Annotated in this window: 19 protein-coding genes and 2 tRNA genes; 12 read left to right on the plus strand and 9 right to left on the minus strand. The window is 61.0% G+C overall.

Annotation, left to right across the window (positions count from 1 at the left end):
- Positions 1 to 79 precede the first annotated feature (79 nt).
- Together G5154_RS05620 and G5154_RS05625 are read right to left on the minus strand one after the other, a co-directional pair.
- A complete protein-coding gene (locus G5154_RS05620) occupies positions 80 to 2182 on the minus strand; it encodes a sensor histidine kinase (protein ID WP_421245045.1) in 2103 nt (700 codons plus the stop codon).
- 25 nt (positions 2183 to 2207) lie between these two features.
- Entirely contained in the window at positions 2208 to 3563 is a 1356-nt protein-coding gene (locus G5154_RS05625) for a sigma-54-dependent transcriptional regulator (RefSeq protein ID WP_128815377.1), read from the minus strand.
- A gap of 255 nt (positions 3564 to 3818) precedes the next feature.
- On the opposite strand from G5154_RS05625, the gene G5154_RS05630 reads away from it, so the two are divergent.
- The 6 genes from G5154_RS05630 to G5154_RS05655 all read left to right on the plus strand — a co-directional run bounded on the left by G5154_RS05630 (position 3819) and on the right by G5154_RS05655 (position 9719).
- Positions 3819 to 4661, plus strand: a complete 843-nt coding sequence (locus tag G5154_RS05630) for a substrate-binding domain-containing protein (RefSeq protein WP_421250490.1) — start codon at positions 3819 to 3821, stop codon at positions 4659 to 4661.
- Positions 4662 to 4790: 129 nt separating this feature from the next.
- The gene (locus G5154_RS05635) at positions 4791 to 5492 is read left to right on the plus strand and encodes an ABC transporter permease (protein WP_019446238.1); all 702 of its coding nucleotides are present in this window, start codon (positions 4791 to 4793) and stop codon (positions 5490 to 5492) included.
- A 34-nt stretch (positions 5493 to 5526) separates the two neighbouring features.
- Positions 5527 to 6222, plus strand: coding sequence for an energy-coupling factor ABC transporter ATP-binding protein (locus G5154_RS05640; RefSeq protein ID WP_005362120.1), 696 nt, complete (start codon positions 5527 to 5529; stop codon positions 6220 to 6222).
- Positions 6194 to 6838 carry a molybdenum cofactor guanylyltransferase MobA gene (gene mobA / locus G5154_RS05645; protein ID WP_159144148.1) on the plus strand — a complete coding sequence of 215 codons (645 nt, stop codon included), beginning with the start codon at positions 6194 to 6196 and terminating at the stop codon, positions 6836 to 6838. The genes G5154_RS05640 and mobA overlap by 29 nt, the downstream gene beginning before the upstream one ends.
- The gene (locus tag G5154_RS05650) at positions 6835 to 8598 is read left to right on the plus strand and encodes a bifunctional molybdopterin-guanine dinucleotide biosynthesis adaptor protein MobB/molybdopterin molybdotransferase MoeA (protein WP_421263897.1); all 1764 of its coding nucleotides are present in this window, start codon (positions 6835 to 6837) and stop codon (positions 8596 to 8598) included. Before mobA ends, G5154_RS05650 begins: the two co-directional genes overlap by 4 nt.
- Positions 8599 to 8660: 62 nt before the next feature.
- Positions 8661 to 9719, plus strand: a complete 1059-nt coding sequence (locus G5154_RS05655; RefSeq protein ID WP_042054492.1) for an FUSC family protein — start codon at positions 8661 to 8663, stop codon at positions 9717 to 9719.
- A 76-nt stretch (positions 9720 to 9795) separates the two neighbouring features.
- On the opposite strand, the gene G5154_RS05660 is transcribed toward G5154_RS05655, so the two are convergent.
- The 5 genes from G5154_RS05660 to G5154_RS05680 form a co-directional block, all read right to left on the minus strand.
- Positions 9796 to 11169, minus strand: a complete 1374-nt coding sequence (locus tag G5154_RS05660) for an HD-GYP domain-containing protein (RefSeq protein ID WP_421250492.1) — start codon at positions 11167 to 11169, stop codon at positions 9796 to 9798.
- A gap of 87 nt (positions 11170 to 11256) precedes the next feature.
- Positions 11257 to 11811 (minus strand): DUF3332 domain-containing protein, encoded by a 555-nt coding sequence (locus G5154_RS05665; protein WP_421250493.1) that lies wholly within the window; start codon positions 11809 to 11811, stop codon positions 11257 to 11259.
- Between the two features lie 181 nt (positions 11812 to 11992).
- Positions 11993 to 13294, minus strand: coding sequence for a methyl-accepting chemotaxis protein (locus tag G5154_RS05670; RefSeq protein ID WP_421250494.1), 1302 nt, complete (start codon positions 13292 to 13294; stop codon positions 11993 to 11995).
- 91 nt (positions 13295 to 13385) lie between these two features.
- Complete coding sequence (locus tag G5154_RS05675; protein ID WP_421263898.1) at positions 13386 to 13865, minus strand: GNAT family N-acetyltransferase; 480 nt, start codon at positions 13863 to 13865, stop codon at positions 13386 to 13388.
- Positions 13866 to 14073: 208 nt separating this feature from the next.
- Positions 14074 to 14274, minus strand: coding sequence for a YbfA family protein (locus tag G5154_RS05680; RefSeq protein ID WP_005334863.1), 201 nt, complete (start codon positions 14272 to 14274; stop codon positions 14074 to 14076).
- A 212-nt stretch (positions 14275 to 14486) separates the two neighbouring features.
- Here G5154_RS05680 and G5154_RS05685 point away from each other — a divergent pair, with 212 nt between their 5' ends.
- The gene (locus G5154_RS05685) at positions 14487 to 14780 is read left to right on the plus strand and encodes a hypothetical protein (RefSeq protein WP_005347702.1); all 294 of its coding nucleotides are present in this window, start codon (positions 14487 to 14489) and stop codon (positions 14778 to 14780) included.
- A 48-nt stretch (positions 14781 to 14828) separates the two neighbouring features.
- Here the strand turns inward: G5154_RS05685 and G5154_RS05690 are convergent.
- Together G5154_RS05690 and G5154_RS05695 are read right to left on the minus strand one after the other, a co-directional pair.
- Positions 14829 to 14902, minus strand: a tRNA-Cys gene (locus tag G5154_RS05690).
- 57 nt (positions 14903 to 14959) lie between these two features.
- Positions 14960 to 15035, minus strand: a tRNA-Gly gene (locus G5154_RS05695).
- Positions 15036 to 15284: 249 nt separating this feature from the next.
- Between G5154_RS05695 and G5154_RS05700 the strand changes: the two genes are divergently transcribed.
- From G5154_RS05700 to G5154_RS05720, 5 genes are all read left to right on the plus strand, one after another.
- A complete protein-coding gene (locus G5154_RS05700) occupies positions 15285 to 18722 on the plus strand; it encodes an ATP-binding protein (RefSeq protein WP_421250496.1) in 3438 nt (1145 codons plus the stop codon).
- Between the two features lie 415 nt (positions 18723 to 19137).
- A complete protein-coding gene (locus G5154_RS05705; protein ID WP_005347706.1) occupies positions 19138 to 20823 on the plus strand; it encodes an ABC transporter substrate-binding protein in 1686 nt (561 codons plus the stop codon).
- A 118-nt stretch (positions 20824 to 20941) separates the two neighbouring features.
- Complete coding sequence (locus G5154_RS05710) at positions 20942 to 21925, plus strand: ABC transporter permease (RefSeq protein ID WP_005353818.1); 984 nt, start codon at positions 20942 to 20944, stop codon at positions 21923 to 21925.
- 1 nt (position 21926) lies between these two features.
- The gene (locus tag G5154_RS05715) at positions 21927 to 22847 is read left to right on the plus strand and encodes an ABC transporter permease (RefSeq protein ID WP_076491356.1); all 921 of its coding nucleotides are present in this window, start codon (positions 21927 to 21929) and stop codon (positions 22845 to 22847) included.
- The gene (locus G5154_RS05720; protein WP_421250497.1) at positions 22844 to 23863 is read left to right on the plus strand and encodes an ABC transporter ATP-binding protein; all 1020 of its coding nucleotides are present in this window, start codon (positions 22844 to 22846) and stop codon (positions 23861 to 23863) included. The genes G5154_RS05715 and G5154_RS05720 overlap by 4 nt, the downstream gene beginning before the upstream one ends.
- The last annotated feature ends 3 nt before the right edge of the window (positions 23864 to 23866 follow it).

A 23866-nucleotide genomic window follows, 5' to 3' on the forward strand; every position in this document is an offset into this window, starting at 1 on the left:
TAACCACTCATCCACCGACAAAACAGCCCGTCAACCATGTTGACGGGCTGTTTTTATAACGGGCCTTTTTTAAGCAGCATCAATCGCTTGTCTCACGCCCCTCGGCATTGAGCGCAATACGCCACCCTTCCAGTTTCGCGGGCTCGCTGCCGCTGGGCAGCAGGGCGTGGCTGCGCAGCCGCACGGTAAAGCAGCTCCCCTGCCCCGGGGTGGAGTCCACCAAGAGCTCCCCACCCCAGCGACTGATGATGCGGTGGCTCAGGGCCAGCCCCAGACCGGTGCCTGTGGCGCGGGTGGTGAAGAAGGGGTCGAAGATCTTGTCCATGATGGCGGCGTCTATGCCGCTACCGTTGTCGATCACCCGCACCTCGGCCCCGCGCAGCTGACCCAGTTCATCGACCCAGTCGCGACTCTCGACCCGGATCTCCCCCTGCTCTCCCAGCGCGTGGCTGGCATTGACCAGGAGGTTGATCAGCACCTGCAACAGCTGCTGGCGATCCGCCTCGATGGGCTGCTGGGCCCTGAGATCGGCCACCAGCTCCACCTGCTGCTGGCGCAGGGCGGAGCGCACCAGGGTCAGGCTCTCCTCGATGATGGGGTTGAGGTGCTGCCACACAGGCTCTGTCTCGTAATCGCCGGGGCGAGAGTATTGCAGCAAGCTGCGGGTGATGGCACGAATGCGCTCGATCTGGGCCAGCACCAGCGCCAGCTCCTCGCTGACCGGCTCGGCCGCCTCCCCCAGCTCCAGCTTCATCAGCTCCACATTGCCGAGGATCACCGCCAGGGGGTTATTGATCTCGTGGGCCACCCCGGCGGAGAGCTCGCCAAGGGCCGCCAGCTTCTCGCTGATCAGCAGCTGCTGGCGCGCCTCGGTCAGCATATGGATATGATCTTCCAGCTCGGCAGTCTTGAGCTCGAGGCTTTGGGTACGCTCGGCCACCTTCTGCTCCAGCTCGTCGGCGCTGCGGGCCATCTGCTGCTGATGCGCTTCTTGCCTGTCCAGCATGGCGTCAAACTGGCGACCGAGCTGGGCCAGCTCGTGGTCGGGGTCTAGGGCCAGCGGACCGATGCGGGCCGACTCCCCGGCCTGTACCTGCCGCACCACCTTGTGCATCCGCTCGATAGGGGAGAAGAGATCCCGCGCGCCGCGATAGACCAGCAGGCCAGAGAGCAGCAACAGCAGCACTACGCCGGAGCCCAGCTCCACCAGATTGGTGAGGTAGGTGCGGATAATGGGCCACTCGAGAAAGCCCACGTAGAGCATGCCGAGCCGCTCGCCCCTGGCTCCCAGCAGCGGCTCGTAACCCGAGACATACCAGGCGTCGTGAACGAAGGCGCGGTCAACCCACATCTCCCCTCGCCCCAGCACCTGTTCGCGCACTGGCGGCGAGACCCGGGTGCCCACCGCCCGGCCCACCTGACGGCTGCTGCTGACCGGCACGTTGGTGCTCACCCGCAGATCATCGAGAAACAGGGTGACGGTGCCAACGCTGCCATCCGGCAGGGTATTTTTGGCAAACACCTGACCCTTGAGCTCATCCACCAGCCGGGTGCTGCCGTTGACAAGCTCGCCCCCCTCCAGCACGGCCCAAAGGGAGCCGTCGCGGCCCATCACAGGGGTCAGTGACAGGCTGATCAGCCCCCTGTCCTCCACCACCCTGGTGCCATCCCGCTGCCACAACACAGCCCGCTTGGCCAGTTGCGGGGAGAGGGCGAGCATCTCCTGCTGCGACCAGACCACGAAGTGACTGACGCTGCGCCCGGCCGTGAGGGCGGCGCGCTCCTGCGCCGTCAGCTGATCCAGCTCGGGGCCGCGGCGCAAGCGCAGAAAATCGAGACCATAGTTGGCCGCCAGCGGCATCACCCAGTCATGCAGCTGATCCGGCGATTCCCGCAGCCGCAGCTGAAAGGCCCAGGCATCGCGCAGATGCTCCAGATGCTCGGTCTGGCGCTGTTGCTGCACCGTGATGGCGTGGTGGGCCACCCCGAGATCGCTGCGCACCGTGGTGAGCAGGTTCTGCCAGCTGTAGGTGAGGGTCCAGTAGAGGGTGAGCGCGATCATGCCCACCAGAGTGAGCATGATGGGTACCGAGGTGAGCAGCAGCAGGCGCCAGCGCACTTTGGTGCGCACGCAACGGGGCAACAGGGCGCGCATGCAGCGGGAGATCAGGGTCAGTTTCATCGCCACCCCATCCAGTCAGCCTTCCTCATTCGATGGCCCACTCCTTGAACTTGCGATCCAGCGTCTTGCGCGCCACCCCGAGCACCCGGGAGGCGGCCGACTTGTTGCCATCATGGCTCGCCACCACCTGCAGAATGTGGGCTTTTTCCACCTCCGCCAGCGGCCATGCCAGCGGGTAGCCCTCCTCGCTCGCCCCCTGCTCGGTGGGCTTGCTGCTCTGCCAGTAATCCGCCGGGGGCTTGCCCAGCAGCAGGCAGCGCTCGATGAGGTTGCGCAGCTCCCGCACGTTGCCGGGCCAGGGATAGGCCTGCATCGCTACCACATCCTCGTGGGTCCAGCTCAAGGAGCCCATCCCCATCTCGGCGGTAAGCTGGCGGGTGAAGTGATGTACCAGCGCGGGGATATCGTCGATCCGCTCCCGCAAGGGGGCGACCGGCAGTGCTACTACGTTGAGGCGATAGAAGAGATCTTCGCGAAAGCGGCCCGCCTCCACCTCGGCCTTGAGGTTGCGGTTGGTGGCGGCGACGATGCGCACATCCACCGCCAATTCGCGCTCGGCACCGACCGGGCGGATGGCCTTCTGCTCCAGCGCCCGTAGCAATGAGGCCTGCATGGCGAGCGGCATCTCGCCGATCTCGTCGAGAAACAGGGTGCCCTGATGGGCGACCCGGAACAGGCCGTCGCGCCCCTTGCGGGCGCCGGTAAAGGCCCCCTGCACATGGCCAAATAGCTCGCTTTCCAGCAGTTCGGGGGCAATGGAGGCGCAGTTGAGAGGCACAAAGGCCCCCATCCGGCCGGAAAGTTGATGCAGGGCACGGGCCACCAGCTCCTTGCCGGTACCGGACTCCCCCTCCACCAATACGGCGGCATTGGAGGGCGCTACTCTGGCGATGAGCGTCTTGAGCTCGCGGGTCTTGGCACTGTCGCCAATCAGGGTGGGCGGGAACAGCTTGCTCACCTCCCGGCGCAGCAGCAGGTTCTCCCGCTCCATCTGGCGGCGCTCGATGACTCTGTCCACCGCCTGCACCATCTGATCGAGGTTGAAGGGCTTGAGGATAAAGTCGCTGGCGCCGAGGCGCAGCGCCTTGAGGGCGGTCTCCATATCGCCAAAACCGGTCATGAAGATGATGTCGCTGCGGCGGGTGGCCGGGTCGATGGCCTCGTGCCACTCGATGCCGGAGCGCCCCGGCAGCCGGATGTCGGCAATGATAAGGTCGAAGTGAAGGCGGCAGCGCAGGGCTTCCGCCTCCTCCACGCTGGCGGCAGTCTCAATCTGGGCAAAACGCTTGGCAAGCGCCTTGGCCAGAAAGCTGCGCATGCCGGGCTCATCGTCAACGATAAGCAGGGAGAGGGCAGACCAGCGGCTGGGAGGGAGTGTCATGGAAAAAAGTACCTCGGATGCACGTACGGTCGGTGAATGTCCCGATAACCGGAACCTTAGTGGGACATTTTGTCCTTACCGTATCAAAAGCACCAACACCAATTATTAAAAGCGATAACAAGCTCACCTAATTGATTCTAATAAGCTTCTGTTTTTAAACGGCAAACCGTGAATGCAGCGGCAAAGGAACAGTTTGGCACCCTGCTTGCTTACTCTTGCCCTCTCCTCAGCCACCCTGAAAAAAGTTGCATCACGATGACGATAAAAACTAGCCTCAAACGTTTTGCCCTCTCCCTCGCCGCCAGCCTGCTGATCGCCGGTGCGGCCCACGCCGAAGCGGATACTAATGCCACAAAAGCGCCGATCCGCCTCGCCACCACCACCAGCACCGAGCAGTCCGGTCTGCTGGGCTGGCTGCTGCCCCAGTTCACCAAGGAGACCGGTTATCCGGTGCAGGTGATGGCGGCTGGTACCGGCCAGAGCCTGAAGATGGGCGAGAACGGCGACGCGGATCTGGTGATGACCCACGCCCCCTCTGCCGAGAAGAAGTTTGTCGATGCGGGCTTTGGCATCGAGCCGGTACACCTGATGTATAACGACTTCGTTATCGTCGGCCCGGCGAAAGACCCGGCGGGTCTCGGCAAACTGTACGACGCGGCCAAGGGGCTGCAAGCCATCAAGGAGCAGGGCCAGGCCTTTATCTCCCGCGGTGACGAGTCCGGTACCCACATCAAGGAGAAGACCCTGTGGCAGGCCGCTGACGTCAAACCCGAGTTTGCCGGTTACAAATCCATCGGCCAGGGGATGGGCCCGACCCTGACCATGGCCTCCGAGCTCGGTGCCTACACCCTGACCGACCGCGGCACCTGGCTCGCTTACCAGAGCAAGCTGGATCTCGCCGTACTGCTGGAGGGTGACAAGCGCCTGTTCAACCCCTATCAGGTGATCCTGGTCAACCCCAAGCGCTACCCGGATCTCAACACCGAAGGGGCCCGCACCCTGAAGAACTGGCTGATCTCCGAGCATGGCCAGAAGTTGATCGGTGACTTCAAGGTGGCGGGTCAAGCGCTGTTTGTAGCGGATGCCAACGGGAAATAATGGCAACCCTGACCCCTGCGATGAGGTTGATGGCCCTCCCCCGGTTCGCTGAGGGAGTCGCCTGATGCAGACTCTGATCGACACGACCGTATTGACGGCCCTCGCCCTGCACGATGAGAGAGAGGCGTCATGCCTACCTTGATCGATACCACGCTGGCTGCCCTCGCCCTGCTGTTCAGTGGTGACACTGAACTGTGGCAGGTGGTGGGGGTCTCCTTCTCCGTCTCCTGCATCGCCCTGCTGCTGGTGCTGCTGCCCGCCTTGCTGCTGGGCTTTGCCCTGGCCTACCTGCCGCTGCCCGGCCGCTGGCTCTGGCTCTCCTGCATCAATACCCTGCAATCGGTGCCGACCGTGGTGATTGGCCTCTTGCTTTACATGCTGCTGTCGCGGGCCGGCCCCTTTGGCGACTGGAAGCTGCTCTTTACCCAGCAGGCGATGGTGGTGGGGCAGATGCTGATCGCCTTTCCGGTGATCGCCACCATGGCTCACGCGGCGTTTGTCCAGAGTGACCGGCGCGCCTGGGAGACCGCCCTGACCCTGGGGGTCTCCTGGCCCAAGGCGCTGATCGGCCTGATGCACGAGTGCCGCTTTGGCCTGCTGGCCGCCATCATCGGCGCCTTCAGCCGCATCGTCACCGAGGTGGGCTGCTCCATGATGGTGGGGGGCAATATCCTGCACTTTACCCGCAATATTCCCACCGCCATCGCGCTGGAGACCCAGAAAGGGGCCTTCACCCAAGGGGTGGCCCTCGGCATAGTGCTGCTCACCCTCGCCCTCTTGCTCAACCTGCTGCTGACCGCGTGTCGCGGCCACAGCTATCTGAAGAACTGACCATGCCCCCACTGTGTACCAACAGGAGTACCCCATGGCCCTGACCGCCCACCAGCTAACGATGCGCTTTGGCGAGCGCCAGCTGTTCGAGATTGACCGGCTCGCCATCGCACCGGGGGATGCCATCTGGCTGCACGGGGCCAACGGGGTGGGCAAGACCACCTTGCTCAAGATCCTGGCGGGGCTGCTGGCCCCGACCCGTGGCCACACCAATCTGCCGGGGCGCTGGCAACAGCGGCTCAACCGGTTGCTCAAGCGGGATCTGGGGCCGGGCCGGGTTACCTATCTGCACCAGACTCCCTATCTGTTCGATCGCACGGTGCACGACAACGTGGCCTGGGCGCTCGATAAACAGCTCGGCAGCGAGATCCGGGTGTTCGAGGCGCTGCGCCGGGTCGAGCTGGAGGGGCTGGCGCGGGAGCACATCAGCATTTTGTCCGGTGGCGAACGGCAACGGCTGGCGATGGCCCGCGCCTGGGCGCTGCAACCGGCCTTTCTGCTGATGGATGAACCCACAGCCAATCTCGACACACATTCGGTTGCCCTGATGGCCGCATTGGCGCAAGATCTGCGGGAACATGGCAGCGGCCTGGTCGTCATCAGCCACCAGAGCAACGCCCTGACCGACCTGTGCGAGCGGCAATGGACCCTCGCCCGTGGCCAGCTGCAAGAGACGACCCCTTTAAAAATCATCGAGCGACATGACTTCAAAAAGCGACAGCCACTCTGATCCCCTTGCCGTATCAGCAGTGATCCTGGCAGGAGGCCGCGCCACCCGGATGGGGGGCGAAGACAAGGGATGGGTAGCACTGGCGGGACGCCCTCTTATCGACCACGTTTTGGCGCGCCTGCGCCCCCAGGTGGATGAGGTGCTGATCAACGCCAACCGCAGTCAGGCCCGCTATCAGGCGCTGGCCCAGGTCATCAGCGATGACAACAACGACTATCTCGGCCCGCTGGCGGGCATGCAAGCTGGTCTTGCTGCCGCCCGTCACGACTGGGTGCTGTTTGTCCCCTGCGATGGCCCCGCCCTGCCGCTGGATCTGATGAGCCGCTTTCGCGCCGCCCTGACCCCGGATACCGAGCTGGTAGTTGCCCACGATGGCGACTGGCTGCAACCCGTGGTGGCCCTGCTGCACAAATCCCTGCTCCCCTCCCTCACCGCCGCACTGGCGGAGGGAGAGCGCAAAATCGATATCTGGTTTGCCCGCCACCATATGGCGGTGGTGAGCTTTGCCGATCAGCCGGATGCCTTTATCAATCTCAATAGCCCTGCCGAGCTGGCCGCCTACGAGACTCGTCTGCTCGCCCCGGCTATCGACCCCCAACAAGGAGTCACCTCATGACCCCGGCCCCTACTCTTCCCCTGCTCGGCTTCGCCGCCTGGAGCGGCACCGGCAAGACCACCTTGCTGGAGCAGTTGATCCCCCTGCTGGTGGATCGCGGCCTGCGCATCGGGGTGCTCAAGCACGCCCACCACGACTTTGATATCGACCAACCGGGCAAAGACAGCTATCGCCTGCGCAAGGCGGGTGCCAAGCAGATGATGGTCGCCTCCCGTCGTCGTCATGCCCGTATCATTGAGACGGAACTGGCCGAAGCGGACTTTCGCCAGCTGCTGGCCAGCTTCGATCAGACAGAGCTCGATCTGCTCTTGGTCGAGGGGTTCAAGCACGAACACTTCCCGAAAATCGAGCTGCACCGCGCCGAGATTGGCAAGCCGCTACTCTTCCCCGAAGACAGCGACATCATCGCGCTGGCCAGCGATCAGCCCCAACAGAGTGGCGAACAACAGCAGACAAGCCTGCCCCGCCTCGATATCAACGATCTGGCGGCCATTGCCGACTTCGTCTACCGCTGGCTTGACGGCTGCCAGAGCAAGGAGCCGGAGGCGGGCAAGGGCTTTCTCTCGGTCGAGGCGGCCCGCAACGCCATTCTGGCGGCCCTCACCCCGAGCAACGCCTGCATCGATAAACCGCTGGCCCAGTGCCACGGCGCCGTGCTGGCCGCCGATCTGATAAGCCCCATCAATGTGCCCCCCCACGCCAACTCGGCGATGGATGGTATTGGCCTTCGCAGCGACGATCTCGCCGCCGGTCGCTGGCAGCTGGTGGGGGAAGTGCTGGCAGGCCAGCAGCGCTACGAGCCTGTGCTGGCCGGTCAGGCGGTGCAGATCATGACCGGCGCTCCGCTGCCCCCCGGGGTAGATACTGTGGTGATGCGGGAAGAGACGCTGATTGAAGGTGAGTGGGTCACGGTCACCGCCCCCATTCGCGCAGGGCAGAATGTGCGCCTCGCCGGGGAAGATCTCACCAAAGGTGCGGTCGCCATCCCGGCCGGTACCTGGCTTGGCGCCCCCCAGCTGGGGCTGGCGGCATCACTCGGTCAAGCCAGTCTCACTGTGCGAACCCCGTTGAAAGTGGCGCTGTTCAGTACCGGTGACGAGGTGCAGGCCCCGGGCGAGCAGCTCGCCCCCGGCCATATCTTCGACAGCAACCGCTTCACCCTGATGGCCCTTATCCGCGCCGCCGGTTGCGAGGTGATGGACCTTGGCATCATTCCCGATGACAAGACCATTCTGCGCCAGCAGCTGGAGCAGGCCGCCGCCAGCGCCGATCTGGTGTTGAGCTCGGGCGGAGTCTCGGTGGGCAATGCCGACTTTATCAAGCTGGTACTGGCGGAGCTCGGCCAGATCGATTTCTGGCGCATCCAGATGCGGCCGGGTCGCCCGCTCGCCTTTGGCAAGCTGGGGCAGACCCCCTTCTTCGGCCTGCCGGGTAATCCGGTGGCGGCGATGATCTGCGTGCTGCAGTTTGTCGAGCCCGCCATCGCCCGCTTGCAAGGCAAGCGGTGGCAGCCGCTGCGCCTCTCGGCACTGGCGGACGAGAAGATGAAGAGCCGCCCGGGGCGCACCGAGTTTCTGCGCGGCATCTTCCATCAGGATCGTAACGGACAGCTGCGGGTGCGCACCACAGGGCCACAGGGCTCCGGCATTCTCAGCTCCATGGCCGATGCCAACTGTCTGATTGAAATCGTACCGGATCAACCCGGGATCGCCGTTGGCGAGCGGGTCTGGATCCACCCCCTGCAGGGACGACTGGCCTAAATCCCGACGGGGCGTCGGCCGGATGCACGGCGCCCCGTCACCCACCTGACAGGAGGCAGACTGTGCGTCTTGATGCCCCCCTCTCCCGACTCGATCTGCTGGTCTATGGCCGCTACCGGATCGTCCATGGCCTGCGCATTGCGCTCGCCTTTATGCTCACCTTTCTGCTGACCCGCGAGCTGAAACTGCCGGAGAGCACCTGGCCGCTGATAACCTTGGTGGTGGTGATGGGCCCCATCTCGTTTTGGGGCAATGTGCTCTCCCGCGCCCTGCAGCGGGTGGTGGGCACCATCTTCGGCGCCAGTTGCGGGGTGGTGGCGCTCTATCTCGAGATCTACTCCCTGCCACTCACCCTGATCTGGTGCGGGTGCATCATGTTCCTCTGCGGCTATCTGGCCCTCGGCAAGCGCCCCTATGTGGGGCTGCTGATCGGCATCACCCTGGGAGTCACCATGGGGGCCATGCCGGGGGATATAGAGACGGCGCTGTGGCGCAGTGCCGACGTGATCCTGGGCTCCCTGCTGGCGCTGCTCTTTTGCAGCATCTACCCCCAGCGGGCCTACAGCCACTGGCGGCTGCAACTGCACCAGATCCTGCAGCAGTCGGGGCGGCTCTATCACACCCACCTCTCCCCCAATGTGCTGGAGCGCCCTCGCCTCAAGCACAATCTCTCCCAGTTGCTGGCACAGACCGGCAAACTGCGGGCCCTGCTGGCCCCGGCGGCCAAGGAGACGCGCCACAGCGTCGCCCTGTTTGATGCGGTGCAGGTCACCATGCGCAACACCCTCTGCACTCTTGAGATGCTGGCCAACACCTACTGGAACGATCGGGAGAGCCACTTCCTGATGCAGAGCACGGCTGCGCTGCAAGCCTGCCATCTGGCCACCGAGGAGGCGATCAACCAGCTTGCCCTGATGATGCAAACCGGTGACGGGCGTGGCGCGGATGCCGCCATCGCCCGCCTGCACGAGGTGGCGACCCAGGTATCGCTCCCGCCCAACGCAGAGGCAGCCATCAATGGCTACCTCTGGCTCAACGTCCAGCTGACCGAGCAGCTCACCCACCTGCGCCGCCTGCTGGGTCTGATCCTCACCCCGCCCCATCGCAAGCAGCCCGACTAGGCCCAATGCAAAACGCCCCGCAGTGGCGGGGCGTTTTGCTATCTGACTGGCCGCTTGGGCCGTTGATCAGTAACTCTTAACTGGCATTGGCCAGCGGCTGCTCGGTGGTGAGGTAGAGGGAGAAATCCTGAATACCCGCCTGCAGGGCGGCAAAACAGTCAGGGTCTATTGCGGTGCCCAGATTCTCCGCCATCATCTCCAGCGCCTGCGGCACAGGGATGGCGCCGCGATAAGGGCGCTTGGCGGTGATGGCATCGAAGATGTCGGCTGTGGTGATGATGCGCGTCTCAAGGGTAATCTCGTCCCCTTTCAGCCCCTTGGGGTAGCCCTTGCCATCGAGCCGCTCATGGTGGGCGCCCGCCACTTGTGCCAGCTCCTCGAAGGCGCCGATGCGGCTCAGGATCTCCTCGGTATAGGCGGCATGCATCTGCACCGCCGCCCACTCCTGCGCATCGAGTTTGCCCGGCTTGTCGAGAATGGTGTTGCTCACCCCGAGCTTGCCTACATCATGGAGCAGGGCACCCCGCTTGAGCCAGCGACGACGCGGCTCGGACAAGCCCATCTGGGTGGCAAGAATGTCGGTATAGAGCGCAACCCTGCCGCTGTGACCCGCGGTGTAGGGACTTTTGGAGTCCACCACCTGCCCGAAGGCAGCCGCGATTTCGTCCAGATAATCTTCATCCAGCGCTACCTCCCCCTGTCCGGCCGGTTGGACCAGCACCCACTCGGTCAACCGGGGATCGGCCAGCCCTTGCCAGAACTCCTCGTCGGCCAGCGCTTCAAATTCGCGAACCAGTGCCGGATCAAACCAGCTGCCGCTGCGCTCGCGCAGCTCCTTGAGCGCCGCATTCGGGCCTGCGGCTGCGTGAAACACATCCACCACCTGACAGAGCAGGGCAATGCGCGAGAAGAGCGGGATTGCCTCGCCAGCCAGTTGCAGGGGCCGACCTTTGCCATTCCAGTGTTCATCAAGGGAGAGGATGCCATCAGCCACCTCGTCACTGAAACGGAGCTGGCGAGCGATATCCGCCCCCCGATGACAACGAGTCTGGATCAGTTCGTTGGCAATCTGGTCGCCGTTGCGAAAGATATGAAACAGGCTGCGAAAACGTCCTAGCAGATCCGCCTGCAGGCCGGTATGGCCCAGCACGAAGTTGACTACCTCGGAGAGGGAGCCATCTACCAGTTTGAAATCGCGTTTGAAGTGAAGATCGTCGGTGAGATAGAGCTCGCAGATGCGGGCAGCATTGCTGCTGCACCCAAGATCCTTGAGCAGGAGCGTGTAGTAGAGATCATGTCGCAGCCGGGCATCCAGTCCCAGCCGCTCCCCCAGACGGGAACCTATCCAGCAGCAGCGAATGCAATGCCCTCTTGGTTGCCCCTCGGTCATGTCGAGTGCATGACTGAGGGAACCAATCAACTCCGCCAATCGCAATCCATTCACCGTCATAGTCTACTCCCTTAGACATCATGGCGATTTTGCCAGCTGCTTATGTATACCCTATCTGGTGCCGGATAGATCTGGATTCAGTTGAATTTAGGCAGCAGCCTTGCCCTGATTCACCCGCTCTTCCAGCTCAGCACGGCTCAGGGTAGAGACGAAGCGACCGTCGAAGTAGATATCCATCAGCTCGCCGCGCTTCTCGCCACGCATCATGCTGCGGCGACCATCCAGATAGTGCACCTCCATCTGGGCGGTATGCTCGTCCGGGTAGCTGATCTCCACCTCGCGCACCCCTTGTGGCAGCATGGCCAGCGGCACCTTCTTGAGGGCCGGATCCAGATGCTGGTTCACCTTGATCACCGGATTGGCTTTCATGTCCACCACAGCCGGAGATTTGCCGGTGATGGGGTTCTTGCCAGACCAGAACTCGATGGTATTGAACACAAACAGGTCAGCGGTCGCGGCCAGACCGTAGACAGGGGAGAGTAGCATAAAAACCCCGGCACGACCGTAGCGGTTATCCACCACGCTCAGGTTGCCCTTGGTGACCATGCCGGAAAGCCCCATCTGCCCCATACAGCCGCCCAGACCCATGCTCGCGACCATAACCAGCAGGGCCATTGCCCGCCCCTTCTGTTGTAATGCCATCGTGTTCTGTTCCTGCTCTGAAGTAAATGAGGCGGCAAGCCTAAATCAAGGGGCCAGAAGAGGACAATTCACAATGGCGGGGTGATACAGGAAGAGTTCAGATTGGCGTACCAAGTGAGCAATAAATAAGCGCCGATGGAATAATCATCCATTCGGCGCCTCGTTCAACAACCAATAACCGTCAGGAGCCGATGGCCAGATTGGAGACTGTCTCGGTCACATTGATGGCGCCCTGCTCGATCTGTGACATCACGCCACTCACCTCGCCGATCTGCTCCTTGCCACGCTGGGCACTGGTGGCCACCTCATTGATGTTGCCGGTGATCTGGGCCGTCAGTTCGCGGTTTTTCTGAACCACGCTGGCGATCTCGCCGGTCGAGAGGGAGGTGCGCGCAGCCAGCTGACGTACCTCGTCGGCCACCACCGCAAAGCCGCGCCCCTGATCGCCAGCCCGGGCGGCCTCGATGGCTGCGTTAAGGGCCAGCAGATTGGTCTGCTCGGCAATACTACTGATGGTCGAGACGATGGCTTCAATGCTTTTCGACTGCTCATTGAGCTGGCCAATCAGGCCGGAAGTGCGACTCACCTGTTCGGAAATGGCGCTGGAAATAGTGACCGATGCGGTCAACAGTTCAGAACCTGTCGCAGCAAAGCGGGTGGTCTCCTGCGAAATGGTCTGGGCTATGTTGGCCGCCTCGCTCACTGCCTGGGCGCGCTTGATCCGCTCTGTCACCTCACTGGCAAACTTGATCACCTTGACCACCTTGCCGCTCTCATCCTTGATGGGGTTGTAGGTAGCCTCCAGCCAGATCTCGTTGCCGTGGCTGTCACGGCGACTGAACAACCCCGACTTGAGCTGGCCGTGGGCCAGATCGTCCCAGAAGTGGGGTTGCTCGCGATAGAAGCTCTCATCGCAAAACAGCCTGTGATGCTGCCCCTTGAGCTGAGAAAGGGAGTAACCGACGCAGGAGAGGAAATTCTGATTGGCCGTCACAATCTCCCCCTTGGGGGTGAACTCGATAATGGCGAGCGCCCGATCGAGTGCCGAGATGATCGCTTTCTGACGACTCAACTGCTGATAACTCTCGGTGATATCGGAGGCTATCTTGACGACCCTGACCACCTTGCCCTCAACCTTGACCGGGAAGTAGGTAGCCTCCAGCCACAACTCCCTGCCATGTTTGTCAATGCGCTGGTAGATGCCACTGTGGGAATGCCCCTGACGCAACTGTTCCCAAAACTGGGCGTAGGAGGATGACTGGGCGTAGTGGGCATCACAAAAGAGCCGGTGGTGTTTACCAATCACCTCCTGCTCGCTATAGCCCACCACACTCAGAAACAGCGGGTTCGCCTCGAGGATCTCGCCACCTGGTGTGAAACTGATGGTAGCGACACCGACTTTTACTGCATCAATAAATGCCTGGGCCTGGGCCAACTGCATTTGACACGCTTGTAATTCCGCTTTGAGTTTGAAGTTGAACATCTTGCCCTGCCCCTCTGTTACCTGTTTACAACTACATCACATCTGCATGAACTTTAGACGAGAAAGCAGAGGGATAACGGGGTCCCATCGATTAAGGTGCCAGATCCCACTCCAGATATGCCGGATTGGCAACAAAGCCGATCCGCTCATACATAGGGCGCCCCTGCTCGCTGGCATGGAGCCACACCTTGCCCAGCTGACGCGCTATGGCGAAGGCTGCAATGGTGTCGAGCAGCGCCGTGGCGATCCCCTGCCGACGCCATTGCGGCTGCGTATACATATTGAGCAGATACCCCTCCACTCCAGCCAGATTGCCGGGATAGGGTGGCCGCACAAACAGCGCCAGCGTTCCCGCAGCCACGATCTGCTTGCCGCCCTCCTGCTTATCGGCCTCGGCCAGCCAGGATAAAGCCCCCTCTTCACTCATCGCCCGGGTAAAGTAGTCAACCGTTGCCTGCCACAAGGCCGGGTCAGCCTGCGGCGTCGCCAGCTCACCCACCTCGCAAAACAGCTGCATGCGCAGAGCCACCAGCGCGGGAATATCCGCGGTCCTTGCCTGACGAATGATCATCGCATCTCCTTGCATCACAGAGCACGTCGAGAGAGGGGGGGCAAAGGGAAGTGGACCTGCTCGGCAAATCTGCACGACACAGGAACTATCGATGCCGACCATGTAACCGGAATGCGGATAATAGCAGAGCACATAATTAACTATGTGTTTTTAAACATATAAAAAAAGACAGCCGAAGCTGTCTTTTTCATCGAAATCACATTGCGGATTAGTAGAAGATCCGCTCGCCACGCTCGCTCATTTTGAGCCAGACAGGTTTGGTACTGGTTTTGTTCCAGATCCGGTGCAGATAGCTGTAGAAGCGGGCGCGATCGCTGCGAAACAGCATCACGGGGAAAGCCAGAATGCCCACCAGCAATACATAAATGCGACGAAGAATAATCTGAGTCAGGGAAAAGGGATGAAACATGATGTAACTCCTTACTGGTAAGACCACTGAGCAAAGATTACCCCACTCCATGTAGGATTACTACATCACCAACGCATTTTTTTATAAAAAAATGGTGAAAAACGGGAAATACTGAAAACGGGTTACGTCATTAACCAACAGTTAACAAACTTGCGAAAATCGTGCGCTTTGCCACAGTTATCAGGGGAAAAACATGCAGTAGGGAGACACGCATGAAACTGCCGGAAGTGGCACTGCTGGTGCTGATGGTTGCCCTGACACGGGCACAACTGGAGGAGTGGCAACTGAATCGGGAAGATGCCATTGTGCTGGCCGAACGGGGCGTGCCCACCGTCAGCCTGTGGCAATGCGGCACACTGAAGCAACGGATTGCGGATCTCAACCAGCACAGTGCCGAGGTGCAGTTTCAATATCGGGGGCAAAACATGGCGGATGTGAGCCACTATCTCGAGCGCGAGTGGAAACAGGCTGGCTGCGAACAGTTACTGGTACAGCAAGGATACTGACCAAGGCTCAGACTCGAAGAGTGATGATTGAGATAAACAGAGAAAAGATGGAGGCACGTTCCGGAGTCGAACCGGACTAAACGGATTTGCAATCCGCTGCATAACCGCTTTGCTAACGCGCCATGCTGACAAGACTGATAGTCTTGAAAGTGAGTTCCATCGTTGGTGTGATGGAAAATTGGAGCGGGAAACGAGACTCGAACTCGCGACCCCGACCTTGGCAAGGTCGTGCTCTACCAACTGAGCTATTCCCGCGTTACTGCTTTCGTGCCAGTTGCCTGACAACGAGGCGCATTATACGTACCACGAGCGCCAGCACAACCCCTTTTTCGCAATTTAAGCCCTGATGCAAACTGTTTGCTCAGGGTTTAAACGCCTTGCTGCATTTTTCTCCAGCCAGCTGTGACCCACCAAGCGAATTTGGGATAAAGTCGTTGAAATGATTACGCTTTCGTTCGAGACTTGAGCGGCTTAATAACCGGATTCTCAATTGAAAATCACAAGATGAAATGGATCTTCACGCTTCGTGGGCTCAGGCCGCAGTTAATGCTGGCTTTTTTCATGTTGGGCATGGTGCCCTTTTTGGTCGTCACCCTCTTCTTCCTATACAGCCACGGCAAGGATCTCACCACCCAGACCTCCAACCATCTGGTCTCCGTTCGTAATATCAAAAAGAGTCAGCTCGAGGATTACTTCAACAACCTCAAAGAGCAGATCATCAACTTCTCCCAGCAGGATTTTGCCGGCAACAGTATCGGCCGTTTCTATGGCTTTACCGGCGCCTTCGAGAAGCTGGGTACCACGCCGCAGGAGGCCCGCAGCCGCGCCCAGGCCCGCTATCTGCCCGGCTCCTGGGATCAACTGCGCAAACCGGACAGCCAAGTAGAGATCGAACCCTCCATCACGGCGCTTATCCTCGCCGACGAGATGTATGGCCGGGTGCACCAGCGCTTTCATCGCGGCTATGCCGACATGGTGCGCAAGTCCAACTACAGCGACATCTTTCTGGTGGACCTCAACGGCGATGTGGTCTATTCGGTCACCAAGCACCCTAACTTTGCCACCAATCTGCTCTCCGGCCCCTATCAGTCAAGCGGTCTGGGCCAGACCTTTGCCAAGATCAAGCGGCGCCTCGATGGCGGCCAGAAGCCGCAGCAGATCTTCGAATTCACCGATTTTGGCCGCAACGAGCTGACCGGGCAGGTGGTCGCCTACATGGCCGCCCCCGTGATGCAGTACGACTATGTGCGCGGTGTGGTGATTTTCGAGCTGCTGCCGGACAAGCTCAACCAGATCATGGCGGAGCGGGAGGGGCTGGGCGAGACCGGCGAGACCATCCTGATCGGCCCTGACAAGCGGATGCGCGCCGATGCCTGGCTGGCACCGGAGTTCAGCGTAGAGAACAGCTTCAGCCCCAACTTCCGTCCACTGCAAACGCCCCTCATCACCAAGACGCTCTCCGGCGAGCAGGGGGTCGGGCTGTTCCACTCCTATCAGGATGACGAGGTGCTGGCCGCCTACACCCAGGTGAAGGTGTTCGATACCGAGTGGGCCTTTATCGCCGAGATCTCTACCCGGGAAGCCTATGCCCCGATCCGCCAGCTGGAAACCCTGGTGATTGTGCTGGGAGCGGGCTCGGTACTGCTGCTGATCCTCTTCTCCCGCTGGCTCTCCCACTCCATCACGGCGCCGCTGCGATCGCTGACCGAAGCCGCCGAGCAGGTGGCCGACGGCGCGCTGGATCACCCCATCGCCATCGAGCGCACCGGCGATGATATCGACCGGCTGGCCGAGGCGTTTCGCCATATGCAGCGCTCGGTGAAGGACAAGATCGAACTGATCGAACAGCAGACCCAGGAGCTGCAACAGCAGGTCAAGCTGACCCACAGGCAGAACCTCAGCCTGCAGCAGGCGGACAAGCTCAAGGATGAACTGCTGGCCAACACCTCCCACGAGCTGCGCACCCCCATTCACGGTATCAAGGGAATGGCCGAGTCCATGCTCGCCAGCCAGCAGGATTTGACCGAAGGGCAGCAAAAGCAGCTCGGGCTCATCATCAAGAGCGCCGACGGCCTGGCCCGTCTGGTGGACGATCTGCTGGACTACCACCAGATGCGCTACGGCCAGCTGGAGATCCACTCCCAGCCCGTCTCATCCAAGGGGGTTATCCGGCTGGTGCTGGATCTTTGCCAGCATCTGGTGCAGGCCAAACCCCTCACTCTGGTGGATATCAGCCCGGCCGAACTGCCGCCGGTGCTGGCCGACGAGCAGCGGCTCGAACAGGTGCTCTACAACCTGGTGGGTAACGCCATCAAGTACACGCCGCAGGGCAAGGTGGTGCTCAGTGCCATCGTCGAGAACAACTTCCTGCGCATCAAGGTCACCGACACCGGCATCGGCATCGCCCCCGATCATCTGGAGCACATCTTCGAGCCGCTGGTGCAGATGAGCCCGGAGGTGAGCAAGCAGGGGGCCGGCCTTGGCCTCTCCATCACCCGCCAGCTGGTGCACCTGATGGGGGGCGAGCTGTTTGTCGAGAGCGAGCCGAGCGTTGGCTCTACCTTCGCCTTTACCCTGCCCCTTGCCACCGGCAAAGCGGCCAATCTGACCCTCGACAGCCGCCAGATCGAGCATCAGCTGGTGCGCCAGCAACCGCTGATCCTGCCGGACTGGGAGAGCGACGATCTGCCCCCTCCCCCCGAGGATGCGCCGCTCATTCTGGTGGTGGATGACGAGCCCATCAACCTGCACATCCTGCGCCATCTGCTGCAGCCCTGCGGCTACCGCATCCTGCCCAGCAGTGACGGCCACGATGCGCTGGCCAAGCTGGCCGAAGAGCCGGTGGACCTCATCCTGCTCGATGTGATGATGCCGACCCTTTCCGGTTTTGACGTCTGCCGCCGCCTGCGCCAGCAGCACCCGAAAGATATGCTGCCGGTGCTGCTGCTCACCGCCCTTAACCAACCCAAGGATATCGAGGAGGGCTTCGGGGCCGGTGCCAACGACTATCTGGTCAAACCCTTCTGCAAGGAGGAGCTGTTTGCCCGGGTCAAGGCACTGCTGGAAGCCAAGGCCGGACGCGCCTCGCTGGTAGAGAACCGGCTATTGAAGCAGGAGATCGAACATCGCCTCACCCTGCAGGAGCGGCTGCATCAGGATCAGCAGCGGCTGCTGGCCCTGCTCGGCGAAGGGGCCGACCCCATGATCTTTATCGACGAGCAGGGCACAGTGCTGTTTGCCTCGCGGGTGCTGGCGCGCCTGCTGGGACAGGAGCCGGAAGCCATGGAGGGGCAGCCCCTCAATGAGTGGCTCGCCACCCCGCTGCAACATCAGTGGCCCGACCTTGCCAGCGAACGGGAACACAATCTGGAGTTTCTGGTGGCCGGGCAGAAGGACGTGCTCAACGCCCGTGCCTTGCCCATCGCGCTCGGAGGACAGGCTGCTTTCGCCCTCACTCTGAGTACCGAGCTGCGTCAGGATGAGAACCGGGTAATGGCGCTGGAGAACGCCCTCAAGAACCTCTCGCGGCAAGCCATCATCGAAGATGAACAGCTGCTGGGCGAGCTGAGCCGCCTGGGTGGCGAGTTCCGTTCGCTGGCCGACGACCTCATTCGCCAGCAGGATGACGAGCCGCTGCGCCGGGCGCTGGTAGAGACCATGCAGCTCACCCTGGATGCCTGGCAGCAGGGGACCGGCAAGGGCAAAATTGTGCTGGCAGAGAAGAGCAAGCTGTGGCGGGTCTATATGGACAGATCCAGCCCGCAGACCCGCACCCTCGACAAATACCTGAGTCTGGACACCCTGCCCAAGTCGCCACGCTGGAAGACGGTCGTGGCCACCACCGAGTATGTGCTGGGCCACTGCCCGCTCAATGACCACCAGCGCCAGCAGTTGCAGCACAGCGCCCAGACCCTGCGTCAACTCGCCAACCGCAAGCCGTGACACGGCGCCCTAAACGGGCGCCGGATCACAATTGGCAATCTGGTTTCTTTTTGCGCAAAACAAAGCCCCGCACAACTCCGAAACCGAGAGCAGATCCAATTCACAAATTTGTCATATACGCCATTTTCACAGCCACTTTTTACGCGAGAGCAAATAACGCAAACCAATGATTCTAAACAGATAAAAAAGCATTTTGACGAGATTGACGTAACACCGTCAATTTTTACGAAAACAACGAAATCAATAGTTGTTGTTTTCCTGTTAATTCTGGTTTGCTTAGGGCGTTGGAAAACAGAACGACAAAGGTTAGACACCTGACCAACACAGAGGGCCGATTTCATCAGCATGCGAAACCGGTGCTCACACAAAACAAGGCGAACCCTCGGGAATGCCAAAAAATAAGAAAGGAAAACATATGCTTGCCAAAGTATCCAAAATCTCTACCGCTGTAATGCTGGGAACCATGATGCTTGCCGGTGCCGCCGGTAACGCCATGGCCGCAGAAAACAAAACCGTGCTGACCATGGTCGCACAGCAGGAAACCGCTTGGGTCAAGAACTTCAACCCCTTCCTGCAAGCGGGCTTGCTGCACACCACCCGTCACTTCATCTATGAACCGCTGGTGATCTTCAACGATATGCAAGGGGGCAAACCCGTCTATCGTCTGGCCACCAACTATGCGTTCAGCGATGACCTGAAATCCGTCACCTTCGATCTGCGTGACGGCGTGAAGTGGTCTGACGGCGAAGCCTTTGATGCCGATGACATCATCTTCTCCTTCAATCTGGTCAAGGCCAACAAGGCGCTGGATGAGCGCTCAATCTGGACCCAGATCAAGAGCGTCGAGAAGCTGGCCCCGAACAAGGTCAAATTCGACCTGACCGAGGTCAACACCAACGTGGTGAACGATCTGGTGCTGGTACCTATCGTGCCGGAGCACCAGTGGAAATCGGTGAAAGATCCGGTTGCCTTCACCAACGACAAGCCGGTTGGTACTGGCCCCTTCACCGAAGTGGACAACTTCTCCGCCCAGCTCTATACCCAGTGCCGCAACCCGCACTACTGGGATAACGCCAACCTCGCTATCGACTGTATCCGCATGCCGCAGATGGCCACCAACGACCAGGTGCTGGCTGCTGTCATGAAAGGTGACATCGACTGGTTCGGCTCCTTCGTGCCGGATATCGAGCGCCTCTACGTCGGCAACGATCCGAAGAACAACAAATACTGGTTCCCGGCCTCCGGTACCGTGGCGTTCAACGTCAACTTCCAGACCAAGAACCCGGGCAACCACGAAGCCTTCAACGACATCAACTTCCGTCGCGCCTTCTCCATGGCGATGGACCGCCAGTCCATGGTGGATATCGCGGGCTACGGCTACCCCACCGTCAACGAGTACCCGTCAGGTCTGGGCAAAGCCTTTGACTCCTGGAACAACCCGGAAGTGGACAAGAAGTACGGCAAGTACAACAAGTTCGATCTGGAAGGAGCCAAGGCTCTGCTGAAAGAGGCAGGCTACAAGGATTGTGACGGCGACAAGTTCCTCGACACCCCGAGCTGCAAAAAGATCGAGTTCAAGGTACTGGTGCCGAACGGCTGGACCGACTGGGTCAACACAGTACAGATCGGTGTAGAAGGGCTGCAGGCACTGGGCCTGAACGCCAAGACCGCCACCCCGGAAGCAACCGTCTGGACCGAGAACCTGATCACCGGTGACTTCGATGTCGCCCTGCAGGGTTACTTTGCCGGTGCCAACCCGCACAAGTACTTCGAGACTGCATTCCACTCCCGCAACATGGGTGAGCGCGGCAACCGCTTCGCCGCACCCCGTTACAAGGATCCCGAGCTCGACAAGCTGATCGATGACTTCACCCAGACCGCCGATGCGGCCAAGCAGAAGGAGATCATGTTCGCCATCCAGGATCGTGTTGGTGCCAACCAGACCATCATTCCGGTCTTCAACAACCCGACCTGGTATGAGTACAGCACCAAGCGCTTCAACGGCTGGTTCAGCGCTGATAACCCGGTAGCCAAACCTCAGCTCCACCCGGACACCCCTGAGCGTCTGCTGCACGTGTTGTCCCTCAAGCCAAACAGCTAAACAATCCCGGCCCCCTGCGGGGGGCCATCTTCCCCGTTAATCCCCTTCTTGCCCGGCACCGCCGGGGTTGGGGTAGCTATACCCGACGCGGGGCAGACTTGCAGTAAAAGGTACTATCATGGGATTCATACTGAGACGCTTTTCCTTCTATCTGGTTGCCTTTCTGGTAGCCGCCACCATCAACTTCCTGTTACCCCGTGCCATGCCAGGGGATCCTGTCTCCGTGATGTTTGCCCGCGCTGGCGCCATGATGGAACCCGCCGCCCTGGAAGCCCTCAAAGCCACCTTCGGCTTTGTCGACGGCCCCATCGGCACCCAGTTTCTCACCTATGTGAAGAGTGTCTTCACCTGGGATCTCGGCACCTCGGTGCGCTTCTACCCGCAGCAGGTCTCTGACGTGCTGGGCCGTGCCATCGGCTGGACCCTGTTTCTGGTCGGCACCTCCACCATCCTGAGCTTCTCCATCGGTTCCATCGTCGGCATCTTCGCCGCCTGGTATCGCGGCGGCCGGATGGACAGCATTCTCTCCCCGCTCACCCTGGTGATGCAGGCCATTCCGCCTGTGGTGGTCTCCCTGCTCGCCCTGTTCCTGTTCGGAGTCAGCCTCGAGTGGCTGCCCATCGGCTACGCCTACAGCCCGGAGATCAAGGCTGACTGGGGCTGGGAGCACATCAAGAGCATCATGACTCACGCCATCATGCCGGTGCTGACCCTGGCCGTGGTACAGGTGGGGGGCTTTCTCATCACCATGCGCAACAACATGATCAACCTGCTGGGCGAGGATTACATCACCATGGCCAAGGCCAAGGGGCTCTCCAGCAACCGGGTGATCTTCAACTACGGTGCACGCAACGCCATTCTGCCCAGCGTCACCGCCCTCTCCATGGCGCTCGGTTTCGTCATCGGTGGCTCTCTCATCACCGAGGTGATCTTCAACTACCCCGGCCTGGGCCTGACCCTCTATCAGGGCATTCTGGCCCGCGACTACCCGCTCATTCAGGGGCAGCTGCTCATCATGACCATCACCATGCTCAGCTTCAACTTCCTGGCCGACGTGCTCTACGTCTTCCTGGATCCCCGTCTGCGTACAGGAGGCAAATAAGATGCGTATGCCGACCATTCTCAAGATCCTGCTGGGCAACAAGAAGGCTGCCTGTGGCCTCGCCATCGTGGTTGCCTTCGTACTGATGGCCCTCTTTGCCCCCATTCTGGCCAGCAACGAGCCGACCAAACGGGTGGCTCGCCCGCATCAGCCGCCCAGTGCCGAGTTCGTGATGGGTTCAACCCGCATGGGCCACGACATCTGGGCCCAGTTCACCAACGGCGCCCGTATCTCGCTGCTGGTGGGCTTCAGCGCAGGCCTGCTGGTCTGCACCCTGGCCGTCGCCATCGGCATCACCGCCGGTTACTTCGGGGGTCTGGTGGATGAGTGCCTCACCTTCCTGATGAACGTGGTGCTGGTGATCCCCAACCTCCCCTTGCTACTGGTGCTGGCAAGCTTTATCGGGGAGGCGTCACCGGCGGTGATTGCCGTGATAATAGGGTTGACCTCGTGGGCCTATGGCGCGCGGGTTATTCGTGCCCAGACCCTGGCCCTGCGCGAGAAGGAGTTCGTCATCGCCGCAGAAGTGCTGGGCGAGCCGGCCTGGCGCATCATTCTGGTGGAGATCCTGCCCAACCTCATCTCCATCATCGGAGTGAGCTTCATCGGCTCCATCATCTACGCCATCGTCACCGAAGCGACCCTGGAGTTCCTGGGGCTTGGCGACCCGACCGTGGTGAGCTGGGGCATCATGCTCTACAACGCCCAGACCTCCAGTGCCATTCTGGTCGGCGCCTGGTGGGAGATCCTGGCCCCCTGCTTCGCCATCGCCACCCTGGGTGCCGGTCTGGCCCTGCTCAACTTCGCCATCGACGAGATCGCCAACCCGCAGCTGCGTTCCCATAAAGGGCTCAACCGCTGGAAGAAACTTGCCACCCCGGTCGCAACACCACTCTCTGCCGCACAGGAGAAGACAGCATGAACAAGCATCCCCTGCTGTCAGTACGCAATCTTTGCGTCGACTACATCACCGAAAATGGCGACGTGCGCGCCGTCAACTCGGTGAGCTTCGATATCAAACAGGGCGAGATCTTCGGTCTCGCCGGTGAGTCGGGCTGCGGCAAATCCACCGTCGCCTTCTCGGTGGCCCGGCTGCACAAGCCGCCCGCCTACATCAGCGGCGGCGAAATTCTGTTCAAGGGGGAGAACATCCTCCACTACAACGACGAGCGGCTGCGCTCCTATCGCTGGCAACAGGTGTCGGTGGTGTTCCAGTCCGCCATGAACGCCCTGAACCCGGTACTGCGGATGGAGGAGCAATTCTGCGACGTGCTGCTGGCCCATAACCCCGGCATGACCCGCTACGAGGCGATCAAGCGCGCCCAGGAGCTGCTTACCATCGTCGATATTCACCCGAGCCGGCTCAAGGATTACCCGCACCAGTTCTCCGGCGGCATGCGCCAGCGGCTGGTGATTGCCATCGCCATGGCGCTCAACCCCGAGCTGCTCATCATGGATGAGCCGACCACGGCGCTCGATGTGGTGGTGCAGCGGGAGATCCTGCAGAAGGTCTATGCCCTCAAAGAGAAGTTCAACTTCTCCATTCTGTTCATCACCCACGACCTCTCCCTGATGGTGGAGTTCTGCGATCGCATCGGCATCATGTATGCCGGTGAACTGGTGGAGGTTGCCCCCTCCAAAGCGATCCTGACCGCGCCGCTGCACCCCTATACCAGAGGGCTCGGCAACTCCTTCCCGCCTCTGCACGGGCCGAAAAAGGTGCTGGAGGGGATCCCGGGCACCCCGCTCAACTTGCTGGAGGTGCCGGTCGGCTGCCGCTTTCAGGCCCGCTGCGCCAGGGTGCACGATCGCTGCCGTCAGGAGTACACCAGATTGGCCGAGATCCGCCCCGGGCAACAGACCGCCTGCCATCTCTATGACGTGCAGGATGAACAACAAGATCCCCTGATCTATCTGGACAAGGCCGCTGGCTGTTAAGGA

The organism is Aeromonas sp. 600527 (assembly GCF_049175415.1).
Classification (GTDB): domain Bacteria; phylum Pseudomonadota; class Gammaproteobacteria; order Enterobacterales; family Aeromonadaceae; genus Aeromonas; species Aeromonas veronii_A.